The organism is Arthrobacter sp. SAFR-044 (assembly GCF_051965175.1).
GTDB lineage: Bacteria > Actinomycetota > Actinomycetes > Actinomycetales > Micrococcaceae > Arthrobacter.
This window is the reverse complement of the sequence record NZ_JBQCMK010000002.1, coordinates 227,701-241,057: the sequence shown is the minus strand read 5'-3', so window position 1 is coordinate 241,057 and position 13,357 is coordinate 227,701. Positions and strand designations below refer to the sequence as shown.

Here is a 13,357-nt window from a genome sequence, read left to right as displayed (position 1 = left end):
GTGCTACACCTTCCGGAGCAGCATGCGGCGGATGGAGTGGTCCGCCTCTTTGGTCAGCACCAGCTGGGCACGGCCGCGCGTGGGCAGCACGTTCTCCTCCAAGTTGGGCTCGTTGATCCGCTTCCAGATGTCCCTGGCGGTACTCTCGGCCTCCTCGTCGGACAGGGTGGCGTAGCGGTGGAAGTAGGACTCCGGCTGCGCGAACGCCGTGCTCCGCAGCTTCCGGAACCGGTCCACGTACCACTCCTCGATGTAGGAGGTCTTGGCGTCCACGTAGATGGAGAAGTCAAAGAAGTCGCTCAGTGCCAGGCCCTGGCGGCCGTCGTGCCGGGGGCGGGCGGGGGCCAGCACGTTCAGGCCCTCCACGATGAGCACATCCGGGCGGCGGACCACCACTTCCTTGCCGGGCACGATGTCGTAGGTGACGTGGGAGTACCACGGCGCGCGCACTTCCTCGGCGCCGCCCTTGATCTCGCTCACGAAGCGCAGCAGCGCCCGCCGGTCGTAGGACTCCGGGAAACCCTTCCGGTCCAGCAGTTGCCGGCGCTTGAGCTCAGCCAGGGGGTAGAGGAACCCGTCCGTGGTGATCAGCTCAACGTTGGGGGTGCCCGGCCAGCGGCGCAGCATCTCACGGAGCACGCGGGCGATGGTGGACTTTCCCACGGCAACCGAGCCCGCCACGCCGATCACGAAGGGGGTGCGCTGGGTCTGCTCGCCCAGGAACGTGGTGGTGGCCGCGTGCAGCTGCCCGGCAGCTTCCACATACAGGTGCAGGAGCCGTGACAACGGCAGGTAGACATCCCGGACTTCAATAATGTCCAGGGGGTCGCCGAGCCCGCGAAGGCGCAGCACATCCTCTTCATTAAGGGGCTGTTCCATCTGGGCTGCGAGCCGGGACCAGGTTTGCCTGTCCAGCTCCACGAACGGCGAGGCACCCTCCCCGTTCGCTTCATTGCGTTGCGAAGTCACGGTAAAGATTCTGCCCCGCGCCCGGCCCATCGCGAAATGACGCCCCTGCTCAGTGCGGCGGCGCCCGTCACGGAGGCACTGCCCGGCAGCCCTCCGGTTTAATGCAAGTGGCACGCTGCCGATAGTCTTGTGCCTATGTGTGGAATCGTGGGTTACGTAGGCCGTTCGGTTGACGGTGCAATTAATGGTCACAGTGCGTTGGATGTTGTCCTTGAGGGGCTGCGGCGTCTGGAGTACCGCGGTTATGACTCTGCCGGTGTGGCTGTGGTGTCCCAGGGGGCTATTGAGTCGCGGAAGAAGTCCGGGAAGCTGAGCAACCTGATCGGTGAGTTGGAAGCCCACCCGCTGCCGGAGACCCTGACCGGTATTGGCCACACGCGGTGGGCCACGCACGGCGGCCCGACGGACCGCAACGCGCACCCGCACCTGGCCGACGGCGGCAAGCTCGCCGTGATCCACAACGGCATCATTGAAAACTTCGCCGAGCTCAAGCTCGAGCTGCTGGAAAAGGGCGTGACGTTCCTGTCCGAAACGGACACGGAGGTCGCCGCGGCGCTGCTGGCTGACATCCTGCGCAACCAGCTGGGCGGGGACCCGGCCAACGGGGGCCTGACCCGGGCCATGGAGCTGGCGTGCCAGCGCCTTGAGGGTGCCTTCACGCTGCTGGCCGTGCACGCGGACCAGCCCGACGTCGTCGTCGCTGCCCGGCGTAACTCACCGCTGGTGGTGGGCCTGGGCGAGGGGGAGAACTTCCTGGGCTCGGACGTGTCCGGGTTCATTGATTACACCCGCCGCGCGGTGGAGCTGGGCCAGGACCAGATCGTCACGATCACCGCTGACAGCGTGACCATCACCGATTTTTACGGCAACCCGGCCCAGGGCAAGGAATACCACGTGGACTGGGACCCGGCGTCGGCGGAAAAGGGCGGGTTCTCCTCGTTCATGGAGAAGGAAATCAATGACCAGCCCGATGCCGTGGCGCAGACCCTGCTGGGCCGGTCGGACCTGGACGGCAAGCTGACCCTGGATGAGCTGCGGATCGACCCGGAGTTGCTGAAGCAGGTCAACAAGATCATCGTGCTGGCCTGCGGCACGGCCGCGTATGCGGGCATGGTGGCGAAGTACGCGATCGAGAACTGGTGCCGGATCCCCACCGAGGTGGAGCTCGCGCATGAGTTCCGTTACCGGGATCCGATCCTGGACGAGAAGACCCTGGTGGTGTCCATCTCCCAGTCCGGTGAGACCATGGACACCCTGATGGCTGTCCGGTACGCCCGGGAACAGGGTGCGAAGACCATCTCGATCTGCAACACCAACGGCTCCACCATCCCGCGCGAATCCGACGCCGTGCTGTACACGCACGCCGGCCCGGAGATCGCGGTGGCCTCCACCAAGGCGTTCCTGGCCCAGATCACCGCCGCGTACCTGCTGGGCCTGTACCTGGCGCAGCTGCGCGGGAACATCTTCTCGGGCCAGATCAAGGACGTCCTGGCGGACCTGAACAAGATCCCCGCGAAGATCCAGACCATCCTGGACAACGCCGGTCCGCTGCGCGAGCTGGCCCGGTCCATGGCCAACGAGAAGTCGGTGCTGTTCCTGGGCCGGCACGTGGGTTATCCCGTGGCGCTCGAGGGCGCGTTGAAGCTCAAGGAAATCGCGTACATCCACGCCGAAGGGTTCGCCGCCGGTGAGCTCAAGCACGGCCCCATCGCCCTGATCGATGAAGGCCAGCCCGTGTTCGTCGTCGTCCCGTCCCCGAGGGGGCGTGACTCGCTGCACGCCAAGGTGGTCTCCAACATCCAGGAAGTCCGTGCCCGCGGCGCCCGGACCCTGGTCATCGCCGAGGAAGGCGACGAAGCAGTGAAGGCCTACGCCGAGTACGTCTTCTACGTCCCCGAGACGCCCACCCTGCTGATGCCCCTGCTGACCACCGTCCCGCTGCAGATCTTCGCCGCGGAACTCGCCGCAGCCAAGGGCTACGACGTGGACCAGCCCCGCAACCTCGCCAAGAGCGTCACCGTCGAATAGCCGGCACACATAACCGGCGCACCGCAGGACAGCTGAAGCCCCGGGCCCCACGGCCTGGGGCTTCTGTTTTGCCTAGCGGTTTTTGATGCTGCTGAGTCGGAACTGGATGATCCGTTCCGGGTCGTTCTCTGCCAACTTCAGCACCCGGACCTCAACGTCGTAGCCGTCCAGCACTCCGGTTGCGCTGCAGGCCACATACATTCCGGTGACATTCGACGGAAGAGGGGACGTTTCACAGTCCCCGGCCACCTTCCCGCCCAACCCTGCTTCAACGCTTATTCTGCGAATATCGGCGGGCCCAGGCGGCTGCTGCGTCCTGTACTGGCGCCACATGCTGTCACAGGGAACAGCGACGGGGGTGCAGAAGATGCCGCCGCTGACGTTTTCACCATCCGGTTCCCACCCGGCCAACGGGTGGAGCTTGTCGGCGAGGGACACCATCCGGGCCGTTCCCAGCACGTAGGAGGCTTGGAACAGAAGAAGCGGAGTGGCGATCACAGCCAGTGCGATCAGTATTCCTTTAAGAGCCGTTCGCCAAGGTCTTCTCCTCCGTGGCGGCTGGGAGCCCGTAGAGTTGTCCATAGGGCATTATCTCCAGCGAATGGAAAAACGTTAACGCCTCGGGGTGAGCGGGTTTGCGTAACTTTTGGCCCTCCCCGGCCACTGAGGCCCTGGGCTTTCAAGGCTCGCTCTGTGCGATCAGCCTGTAAGTGACGCTTTTCCGCTCATGGCGGACAGGGCGAATGACCGGCGTGCGTCGCCTTCCCGCCGGGAGTGCCGCCGTAGAATGGCACCCATGATCGTTGGCATTGGGGTAGACGTAGTAGACATCGAGCGGTTCGGCCGCCAGCTGGAACGGACGCCGGGCCTGAGGGACCGCCTGTTCGTGCCCGCGGAGCGGGAGCTGAACACCCGCTCCCTGGCCGCCCGGTTCGCCGCGAAGGAAGCGGTGGCCAAGGTCCTCGGTGCGCCCGCCGGCATGAACTGGCAGGACTGCTGGATCGGCCTCGACCGGAACGGGCCCACCGTGCAGGTGAAGGGGACCGTCCTTGCAGTTGCCGAGGCCAAGGGCGTCAAGCGCTGGCACCTTTCCATCAGCCACGACGGCGGCATCGCCACGGCCACGGTCCTGGCCGAGGGCTGACCCAGGCTTCCGCCGCATGATCAGCGCCTACACCGGAACGCAGGTCCGGGCCGCAGAGGAACCCCTCCTGGCCGCCGGACAGGGGGACGCGCTCATGCAGCGCGCCGCGCACGGACTGGCCAACGCCGTCGTCAATGAACTCAAGTCCCGCGGCACGCGGCTGAACGGTTCGCGGGTGCTGGTGCTGGCCGGCAAGGGCAACAACGGCGGCGACGGCCTGTTCGCCGGTGCCTTCCTGGCGGCCCGCGGAATGCGTACGACGGCGGTCCTCACCGGGGATGCGGCCCATCCGGCCGGCCTGGCCGCGTTTGAGCGCGCGGGCGGCCGGGTGCAGCGGCTCACTGAAGCGGCACTTCAGGAACTGGGTGCAGAAGCCGCCCGGGCCGACGTCGTCATTGATGCGGTACTGGGGACCGGCGCCAAGGGCGGGCTGCGGGGGATTGCCGCGGACCTGGTCAAGGCTGTCGCGGACGCAGACCGTCACGGCCTTGTGGTGGCCTGCGATCTTCCCAGCGGCGTCGATGCGGACACCGGTGAGGCCGCCGCCCCCGTCCTGCCGGCTGACCTGACCGTGACGTTCGGGGGAGCGAAGAACGGGCTGCTGGCCGACCCCGGCGCAGACTTTGCCGGCCGGGTGCTGGTGGTGCCTATCGGGATTGAGGAGCACCTGCCGCAGCCGTCCCTGCGCCGCCTCGAGGATGCAGACATGGCGCGGCTCCTGCCGCACCCGGCCCGGCGGGCGCAGAAGTACTCCCGCGGCGTGCTGGGCGTGGTGGCCGGCTCCGAGGACTACCCCGGCGCTGCCGTCCTCGCATGCCGCGGCGCACTGGCCGCCGGAGTGGGCATGGTCAGGTACCTCGGGCCGCCGTCGGTGGCCCGCCTGGTCCGCCAGTCCTGCCCCGAGGTTGTCTGCAGCACGGGAACCGTTTCGGAAAACCGCGTGCAGGCCTGGCTGGTGGGCTCGGGCATGGGGCCACGGGATCATGAGCAGCTGACCCGGGCACGGGACGCGATTGCGTCGGACCTTCCGGTCGTGGCCGACGCCGGCGCGCTGCCCGCGCTGCCGGCCATCCTCGCCCCGCACGTGGTGCTGACGCCGCACGCCGGGGAGCTCGCCTCCCTGTTCCAGCGGCTCGGCCGCGGTGAGGACCGGGAAGCTGTGGAAGCGGGCACGCTCGCTGCCGTCCGCCACGCGGCTGACCGCACCGGCGCCACCGTCCTGCTCAAGGGTGCCACCACCCTCGTCGCCGTACCCTGGGGCGCCACCTTCAGCCAGGCCGACGGCACGCCCTGGCTCGCCACTGCCGGCAGCGGGGACGTGCTGGCCGGCGTCATTGGTGCGCTGCTTGCCCAGGCGGGGTCCGACGTCGGCCGCTTCAGTAATCTGGGCGTCGATGCAGACGGGCGGTGGGGCGCCATCGCCGCGCTGGGTGCTGCACTGCACGGCCAGGCGGGGCGGGCGGCCTCGGAGGCTGTGTCCGGCGGCCCGATCGCCGCTGGCGGAATCGCGGACGCCCTACCCGAAATCTGGGGTAAAGTCAGCATGCTTAGTAACTATGGAGCCTGGAAACGTAATAGTCACAGCCAACCACTACGGTAGGCATTAGTTCGCACCAGCAGTAGGGGCGTTCCAATGCCGTCTGCTGCTGACAAAATAATGAGGAGCACGATGGAAGTCTGGCCTGGAAACGCCTACCCGCTGGGAGCTACCTTTGACGGCACCGGCACCAACTTCGCCCTGTTCAGCGAACGGGCGGAACGGGTCGAACTCTGCCTCCTGGCCGACGACTTGACCGAGACCCGGATCGAGCTCACTGAAGTGGACGGCTACGTGTGGCACTGCTACCTGCCCCACATCCAGCCAGGCCAGAAGTACGGTTACCGGGTGCACGGGCCCTACGACCCCGCAAGCGGCAACCGCTTCAACCCGAACAAGCTGCTGATGGACCCCTACGCCAAGGCCATCCAGGGCCAGATCGACTGGGACCCTGCCCTGTTCTCCTACGAGTTCGGCGACCCCGATTCCCGCAACGATGCCGACTCCGCGCCGCACACTATGCACGGCGTGGTCATCAACCCGTTCTTCGAATGGGACGGCGACCGCCAGCTGAAGATCCCGTACCACCAGTCGGTCATCTACGAAGCCCACGTCAAGGGCCTCACCGAGCTGCACCCGGAGATCCCCGAAGAGCAGCGCGGCACCTATGCCGGCGTGGCGCACCCGGCGGTCATCGAGCATATGAAGAAGCTTGGCGTCACCGCCATCGAGCTCATGCCCGTCCACCAGTTCGTCAACGACGGCACCCTGGAGGAGAAGGGGCTCAACAACTACTGGGGCTACAACACCATCGGTTTCTTCGCGCCGCAGAACAGCTACAGCGCAACAGGCGATGTGGGGCACCAGGTGCAGGAATTCAAGGCCATGGTCCGCGACCTGCACCGCGCCGGCATTGAAGTGATCCTCGACGTCGTCTACAACCACACCGCGGAGGGCAACCACCTGGGCCCCACGCTGTCCTTCAAGGGCATCGACAACCAGGCCTACTACCGCCTGGTGGACAACGACCTCAAGCACTACATGGACTACACGGGTACCGGCAACTCGCTGAACGTCCGCCACCCGCACTCCCTGCAGTTGCTCATGGATTCCCTGCGCTACTGGGTTACCGAGATGCACGTGGACGGCTTCCGCTTCGACCTTGCCTCCACCCTGGCCCGTGAGTTCTACGATGTGGACAAGCTCTCCACCTTCTTCGAACTCATCCAGCAGGACCCGGTAGTGTCCCAGGTCAAGCTGATCGCCGAGCCGTGGGATGTTGGTCCCGGCGGCTACCAGGTGGGCAACTTCCCGCCGCAGTGGACGGAATGGAACGGCAAGTACCGCGACACCGTCCGCGATTTCTGGCGTGGCGAGCCCTCCACCCTGGGCGAGTTCGCGTCACGCCTCACCGGCTCCGCCGACCTGTACGAAAGCTCGGCCCGCCGCCCGGTCGCGTCCATCAACTTCGTCACCGCCCACGACGGCTTCACCATGCGGGACCTGGTCTCCTACAACGAGAAGCACAATGAGGCCAACGGCGAAGGCAACAACGACGGCGAATCGCACAACCGGTCCTGGAACTGCGGCGTGGAGGGTGACACCGATGACGACACCGTCCTGACCCTGCGGGCCCGCCAGCAGCGGAACTTCATCGCCACGCTGCTGCTCTCCCAGGGCGTCCCCATGCTGCTGCACGGCGACGAGCTGGGCCGCACCCAGCAGGGCAACAACAACACCTACTGCCAGGACTCCGAGCTCAGCTGGATCCACTGGGAAGCCATGGACCAGCCGCTGGTGGAGTTCACTGCCTTCGTCAACAAGCTCCGGCACGACCACCCCACGTTCCGCCGCAGCCGCTTCTTCGACGGCCGCCCAGTGCGCCGTGGCGAAGGCGAAAAGCTGCCGGACATTGTCTGGCTGAAGACTGACGGCACCGAAATGCTGCCGGAAGACTGGGGGAGCGGCTTCGGCCGGACCATCGGCGTGTTCTACAACGGTGACGGCATCCAGGAACAGGATTCACGCGGCCGCCGGATCACCGATGACAGCTTCATCATGGCGTTCAACGCGCACGACGACGTGGTTGACTTCTGCCTTCCCTCCGACGAGTACTCGCAGTACTGGGAGGTGCTCATCGATACGGCCAAGCAGGCCGACGCCTACGAGCCCCTCAAGGCGAAAGCGACACTGACCCTGGAGGCGAAGTCAATGGTGGTGCTGCGCGCCTACTCCGGCCCCGAGGAAGAAGTGGACCTGTCCGCCGCGGCCTCGCTGGCCTCCATGGCCGAGCATGAGGAAGCCCAGGAGGAAATGGTGGACGCCCAGACCAAGGCGGCCGAAGCCAGCGAGGCAAGGGCAACGGGCGCCGAAGCGGACACGAAAGCATGAGGGCCCCGGTCTCCACTTACCGGCTGCAGATCCGCAGCAGCTTCACCCTGTTTGACGCCGCCGCCACGGTTCCGTACCTGAAGGACCTTGGCGTGGACTGGGTGTACCTGTCGCCCATCCTCACTGCGGAGAAGGGCTCGGACCACGGCTACGACGTGACCGACCCCTCCGCCGTGGATCCGGACCGCGGCGGTCCGGGAGGCCTGTTGGCCCTCTCCAAGGCAGCCCGCGAGCACGGCATGGGCGTCCTGGTGGACATCGTGCCCAACCACGTGGGCGTGGCCACCCCGATCCAGAACCCCTGGTGGTGCTCCCTGCTTAAGGAAGGCCGCGAATCGCCCTACGCCGAAGCGTTCGACGTCGACTGGGACCTGGGCGGCGGAAAGGTCCGGCTGCCCATGCTGGGCTCGGATGCCGACCTGGACAAGCTGGAGATCAAGGACGGCGAACTCCGGTACTACGACCACCGCTTCCCGCTGGCCGAGGGTACGTACAGCGAGGGCGACTCCCCGCAGGACGTGCACAGCCGCCAGCACTACCAGCTGATGGACTGGCGCCGCGCGGATGCCGAACTGAACTACCGGCGCTTCTTCGCGGTCACCACGCTCGCCGGCATCCGCGTGGAGGAGCCCTCCGTCTTCGAGAAGGCCCATGCCGAGGTGGGCCGCTGGTTCACCGAGGGCCTGGTGGACGGGCTCCGCGTGGACCACCCGGACGGGCTGGCTGATCCCGCCGGCTACCTCCGCTGGCTCAAGGACCTCAGCGGCGGGGCCTACGTCCTGGTGGAGAAGATCCTTGAACCCGGCGAGGTGCTGCCGCAGGACTTTGCCTGCGAAGGAACCACCGGCTATGACGCACTGGCGGACGTGGACCGGCTCTTCGTTGACCCGGCAGGACAGCAGGGCCTGGACGCCCTGGACGCCTCGCTGCGGGGAACGCCTGAGCCGGCCGACTACGCAGAGATGATCCGCGGCACCAAGCGCATGATCGCCGACGGCATCCTGCGCTCCGAGGTGCTGCGCCTGGCCCGGCTGGTTCCCGAGTCCTACGGCATCACCGTGGACCAAGCCGCCGACGCCATCGCGGAGATCATCGCGTCCTTCCCCGTCTACCGGTCCTATCTGCCCATCGGCGCGGATGTCCTCAAGGAGGCCTGTGAGTCGGCCGCCGCGCACCGGCCGGACCTGGAAGTACCCGTGGGAACCCTCCTGCCGCTGCTGCTGGACCCTGCCAATCCCATCGCCATCCGGTTCCAGCAGACCTCCGGCATGGTGATGGCCAAGGGCGTGGAGGACACCGCGTTCTACCGCTACACCCGGCTGGGCACCCTGACCGAGGTGGGCGCCGAGCCCACCGAGTTCGCCGTGGCGCCGGAGGAATTCCACCGGCGGATGCAGCGGCGCCAGCAGGAGCTGCCGCTGTCCATGACCACCCTGTCCACCCACGACACCAAACGCAGCGAGGATGCCCGGGCGCGGATCTCGGTCATGGCCGAGCTGCCGGAAGAGTGGGCGGAAACGTTGGCGACGCTCCGCGGGCTGGCGCCGATTCCGGACGGACCCTACGAGAACCTGCTGTGGCAGGCGATCGTCGGAGCCTGGCCGGCAAGCCGGGAACGGCTCCAGGGCTACGCGGAAAAAGCGGCCCGGGAGGCCGGCAATTCCACCAAGTGGACCGATCCCAACGAGGACTTCGAGTCCAAGGTCAAAGCTGCCGTGGATGCGGTCTTCGACGACGCCAGGGTCGCCAAGGTGGTTGAGGGTTTCGTCGCCCGCATCGACGATTTTGCCGCCGCCAACTCCGTCTCCGCCAAGCTGGTCCAGCTGACCATGCCCGGCGTGCCGGACGTTTACCAGGGCAGCGAGTTCTGGGAACGCTCACTCACCGACCCGGACAACCGCCGGCCCGTGGACTTCGGTGCACGGCAAGCGGAGCTGGCAAAGCTCGACGCCGGCACGTTGCCGGACGCGGGCACAGAGGCCAGCAAGCTGCTGGTCACCTCTCGGGCCCTGCGCCTGCGCCGCGACCGTCCGGACCTGTTCCAGGGCTACACCCCGGTGGCAGCAACCGGCGCAGCCGCCGGACACCTGCTCGCGTTCAGCCGCGGAACCGACGCTTCCTCCGGCGCCCTCACGCTGGCCACCCGGCTGCCCGCCGGACTGCAGGCCGACGGCGGATGGCGGGACACCGCCGTCGACCTTTCCACTGCCATGCGTGACGAACTCACGGGAGCCGGCTACGGACCCGGCCAGGTTTTGGTGGCGGACGTCCTGGGTACCTACCCGGTGGCCCTGCTGGTACCCGTGGATGGAGAAAAGGCATGACCCTGGTCAACGTAGGACCCGAGCGCTTCGATGTGTGGGCGCCGGACGTTTCATCGGTGGTTTTGCTGGCTGGCGGCCGGCAATACCCCATGCAGAAGAAGGACACGGCGCCCGGCTCCGAAGGGTGGTGGACAGCACCTGACGCCCCGGCGGACGGGGACGTGGACTACGGCTACCTGCTGGACGGGGACACCACCCCTGTCCCGGACCCCCGGTCCCGCCGCCTGCCCGCCGGCGTCCACGAAAAGTCCCGCACCTACGATCCCGCCGCCTATGCCTGGCAGGATTCCGGCTGGCGCGGCAAGGACCTGCAGGGGGCCGTCATCTACGAGCTCCACGTGGGCACCTGCACCCCTGAAGGAACCCTGGACGCTGCGGTGGACAAGCTGGGCTACCTGGTGGACCTGGGCATCGATTTCGTGGAACTGCTGCCGGTCAACGGCTTCAACGGAACGCACAACTGGGGCTACGACGGCGTCCAGTGGTACACCGTGCACGAAGGGTACGGCGGGCCGGCCGCGTACCAGCGGTTCGTCGACGCTGCCCATGCCGCAGGCCTTGGCGTCATCCAGGACGTGGTCTACAACCACCTGGGACCAAGCGGCAATTACCTCCCCAAGTTCGGCCCGTACCTGAAGCAGGGCGACGCCAACACCTGGGGCGACTCGGTGAACCTGGACGGGCCCGGCTCCGATGTGGTGCGTGAATACATCCTGGACAACGCCGCCCTGTGGCTGCGCGATTACCACGTGGACGGGCTCCGGCTCGACGCCGTGCACGCGCTGCGGGACGAGCGGGCCGTGCACATCCTGGAGGACCTTGGCGCCCTGGGCGATGCCGTTGCGGCGGAAACCGGGCTGCCCAAGACCCTCATCGCGGAGTCGGACCTGAACAACCCCCGCCTGATCTATCCCCGGGACGTCAACGGGTACGGCTTGGCAGGGCAGTGGAGCGACGACTTCCATCACGCCGTGCACGTCAGCGTCAGCGGCGAAACCACGGGCTACTACTCGGACTTCGAGTCCCTGGCCGTGCTGGCCAAGGTCCTGAAGGACGGGTTCCTGCACGACGGCAGCTACTCCAGCTTCCGCGGCCGGCACCATGGCAGGCCCATCAACGCCTCGCTGGCCCAGCCGGCGGCGCTGGTGGTGTGCAACCAGAACCACGACCAGATCGGCAACCGAGCCACGGGGGACAGGCTCTCGCAGTCGCTGTCCTACGGGCAGTTGGCCGTGGCCGCGGTCCTCACGCTGACCTCCCCGTTCACGCCCATGCTGTTCATGGGCGAGGAATACGGGGCCTCCACGCCCTGGCAGTTCTTCACCTCCCACCCGGAACCCGAGCTCGGGAAGGCCACCGCGGAAGGCCGCATCAAGGAATTTGAGCGCATGGGGTGGGATCCCGCCGTCGTACCCGACCCGCAGGACCCGGAAACCTTCCGCCGGTCCAAGCTGGACTGGGCCGAGGCCGCCACGGGCGACCACGCGCGGCTCCTGGAGCTGTACCGGTCGCTGACAGCGCTCCGCCGCTCGCATCCTGACCTGGCGGGGCTTGGGTTCGGCGAGACAGAGGTGTCGTTCGACGACGACGCCGGCTGGCTGCGCTTCCGGCGCGGTTCCGTCGAGGTGCTGGTGAACTTCTCCGACTCGAAGGTCCGGCTGGACGATGCCTCCGGCAGCGTCCTGCTCGCTACGGACGACGGGACCGGGCTGGACGGCGGGGCCCTGGCCATGGCGCCCTGGAGTGCCGCGATCATTGAAAGCGATCAAGAGGGACAGAACGCATGACCTATACAGCAGCGGACAACCGCTACGAAACCATGCCCTACCGCCGTGTAGGCCGCAGCGGGCTCAAACTCCCGGCCATCTCCCTGGGCCTGTGGCACAACTTCGGCGACGACAAGCGCTTCGATGAACAGCGGGACATCCTCCGCCGGGCCTTCGACCTTGGCGTCAACCACTTTGACCTCGCCAACAACTACGGCCCGCCGGACGGATCCGCGGAAACGAACTTCGGCCGGCACCTGCGGGACGACTTCAAGCCCTACCGCGACGAACTGGTCATCTCCACAAAGGCCGGCTACTACATGTGGCCCGGCCCGTACGGCGAATGGGGTTCCCGCAAGTACCTGATCTCCAGCCTGGACCAGTCGCTGCAGCGGATGGGCCTGGATTACGTGGACATCTTCTACAGCCACCGCCCGGACCCCGAGACGCCCATGGAGGAAACCATGGGCGCCCTGGACTACGCCGTGCGATCCGGGAAGGCCCTGTACGCGGGGATCTCCTCCTACACCCCGGAGCAGACCCTCGAGGCCGCCCGGATCCTCAAGGAACTCGGGACGCCGCTGCTGATCCACCAGCCCAGCTATTCCATGCTCAACCGCTGGACCGAGGACGGCCCGCCGAACCTGTACGAGGTGCTTGACCAGGTGGGCGCCGGGTCCATTGCCTTCTCGCCCCTGGCGCAGGGGATGCTCACGGACCGCTACCTCCATGGCATCCCTGAGGACTCCCGTGCAGCCAAGGCGCGGTTCCTCTCCGAGGACTCCATTACGGAGGAGAAGCTGGACCGGGTGCGCGGACTGCGGAAGATCGCCGAGGGCCGCGGACAGTCCCTGGCCCAGATGGCCATCGCCTGGATCCTGCGGGACCAGCCCAAGGGTTCACCTGTCACCTCGGCGCTGGTGGGAGCCTCCAGCGTCCGGCAGTTGGAGGACACACTGTCCGCCATCAACAACCTCAACTTCACGGATGAGGAGCTCACGGCAATCGACGAATTCGCCGTGGAATCAGACATCAACCTGTGGAAGCAGAACGTCTGAGCTGGCTTTCTTTACGGGGCGGGACCGGGCGTGACAGCGCCCGGTCCCGCTCCTTCGGTAGTATGAAAAAGCGCCGTGTGGCGCAATGCCAGCCGGCCGCCGTCGTCCGTTCTTCGGAGGCCAACCAGGCCGGCTGACGT

At 66.9% G+C, this 13,357-nt stretch carries 9 protein-coding genes; 7 read left to right on the top strand and 2 right to left on the bottom strand.

All coding sequences use genetic code 11. The annotated features are described in order from the left end of the window. Window positions 1–3: 3 nt before the first annotated feature. Window positions 4–999 carry a type I pantothenate kinase gene (coaA, locus tag ACTHQS_RS03790; RefSeq protein ID WP_440166660.1) on the bottom strand — a complete coding sequence of 332 codons (996 nt, stop codon included), beginning with the start codon at window positions 997–999 and terminating at the stop codon, window positions 4–6. 105 nt (window positions 1,000–1,104) lie between these two features. Here coaA and glmS point away from each other — a divergent pair, with 105 nt between their 5' ends. Continuing rightward, window positions 1,105–2,997, top strand: coding sequence for a glutamine--fructose-6-phosphate transaminase (isomerizing) (gene glmS, locus ACTHQS_RS03785; RefSeq protein WP_440166216.1), 1,893 nt, complete (start codon window positions 1,105–1,107; stop codon window positions 2,995–2,997). Between the two features lie 72 nt (window positions 2,998–3,069). Here the strand turns inward: glmS and ACTHQS_RS03780 are convergent, their stop codons facing one another. Beyond that, window positions 3,070–3,495, bottom strand: a complete 426-nt coding sequence (locus ACTHQS_RS03780) for a hypothetical protein (protein ID WP_440166214.1) — start codon at window positions 3,493–3,495, stop codon at window positions 3,070–3,072. Window positions 3,496–3,793: 298 nt separating this feature from the next. Here ACTHQS_RS03780 and ACTHQS_RS03775 point away from each other — a divergent pair, with 298 nt between their 5' ends. The 6 genes from ACTHQS_RS03775 to mgrA all read left to right on the top strand — a co-directional run bounded on the left by ACTHQS_RS03775 (window position 3,794) and on the right by mgrA (window position 13,217). After that, window positions 3,794–4,141, top strand: coding sequence for a holo-ACP synthase (locus tag ACTHQS_RS03775; RefSeq protein WP_159631405.1), 348 nt, complete (start codon window positions 3,794–3,796; stop codon window positions 4,139–4,141). Window positions 4,142–4,157: 16 nt separating this feature from the next. Then, window positions 4,158–5,741 (top strand): NAD(P)H-hydrate epimerase, encoded by a 1,584-nt coding sequence (locus tag ACTHQS_RS03770; RefSeq protein WP_440166212.1) that lies wholly within the window; start codon window positions 4,158–4,160, stop codon window positions 5,739–5,741. A 69-nt stretch (window positions 5,742–5,810) separates the two neighbouring features. Beyond that, a complete protein-coding gene (gene glgX, locus ACTHQS_RS03765) occupies window positions 5,811–8,069 on the top strand; it encodes a glycogen debranching protein GlgX (RefSeq protein ID WP_440166211.1) in 2,259 nt (752 codons plus the stop codon). Next, the gene (gene treY / locus ACTHQS_RS03760) at window positions 8,066–10,393 is read left to right on the top strand and encodes a malto-oligosyltrehalose synthase (RefSeq protein WP_440166209.1); all 2,328 of its coding nucleotides are present in this window, start codon (window positions 8,066–8,068) and stop codon (window positions 10,391–10,393) included. Before glgX ends, treY begins: the two co-directional genes overlap by 4 nt. Then, window positions 10,390–12,180, top strand: coding sequence for a malto-oligosyltrehalose trehalohydrolase (treZ, locus tag ACTHQS_RS03755; RefSeq protein ID WP_440166207.1), 1,791 nt, complete (start codon window positions 10,390–10,392; stop codon window positions 12,178–12,180). Before treY ends, treZ begins: the two co-directional genes overlap by 4 nt. Then, window positions 12,177–13,217, top strand: coding sequence for an L-glyceraldehyde 3-phosphate reductase (gene mgrA, locus ACTHQS_RS03750; protein WP_440166205.1), 1,041 nt, complete (start codon window positions 12,177–12,179; stop codon window positions 13,215–13,217). Before treZ ends, mgrA begins: the two co-directional genes overlap by 4 nt. Window positions 13,218–13,357: the final 140 nt, after the last annotated feature.

What these genes read in the sequence shown, in the direction of transcription:
- coaA (WP_440166660.1), bottom strand. Translation starts at nt 999, where the DNA reads ATGGGCCGGGCGCGGGGCAGAATCTTTACCGTGACTTCGCAACGCAAT.
- glmS (WP_440166216.1), top strand. Translation starts at nt 1,105, where the DNA reads ATGTGTGGAATCGTGGGTTACGTAGGCCGTTCGGTTGACGGTGCAATT.
- ACTHQS_RS03775 (WP_159631405.1), top strand. Translation starts at nt 3,794, where the DNA reads ATGATCGTTGGCATTGGGGTAGACGTAGTAGACATCGAGCGGTTCGGC.
- ACTHQS_RS03770 (WP_440166212.1), top strand. Translation starts at nt 4,158, where the DNA reads ATGATCAGCGCCTACACCGGAACGCAGGTCCGGGCCGCAGAGGAACCC.
- glgX (WP_440166211.1), top strand. Translation starts at nt 5,811, where the DNA reads ATGGAAGTCTGGCCTGGAAACGCCTACCCGCTGGGAGCTACCTTTGAC.
- treY (WP_440166209.1), top strand. Translation starts at nt 8,066, where the DNA reads ATGAGGGCCCCGGTCTCCACTTACCGGCTGCAGATCCGCAGCAGCTTC.
- treZ (WP_440166207.1), top strand. Translation starts at nt 10,390, where the DNA reads ATGACCCTGGTCAACGTAGGACCCGAGCGCTTCGATGTGTGGGCGCCG.
- mgrA (WP_440166205.1), top strand. Translation starts at nt 12,177, where the DNA reads ATGACCTATACAGCAGCGGACAACCGCTACGAAACCATGCCCTACCGC.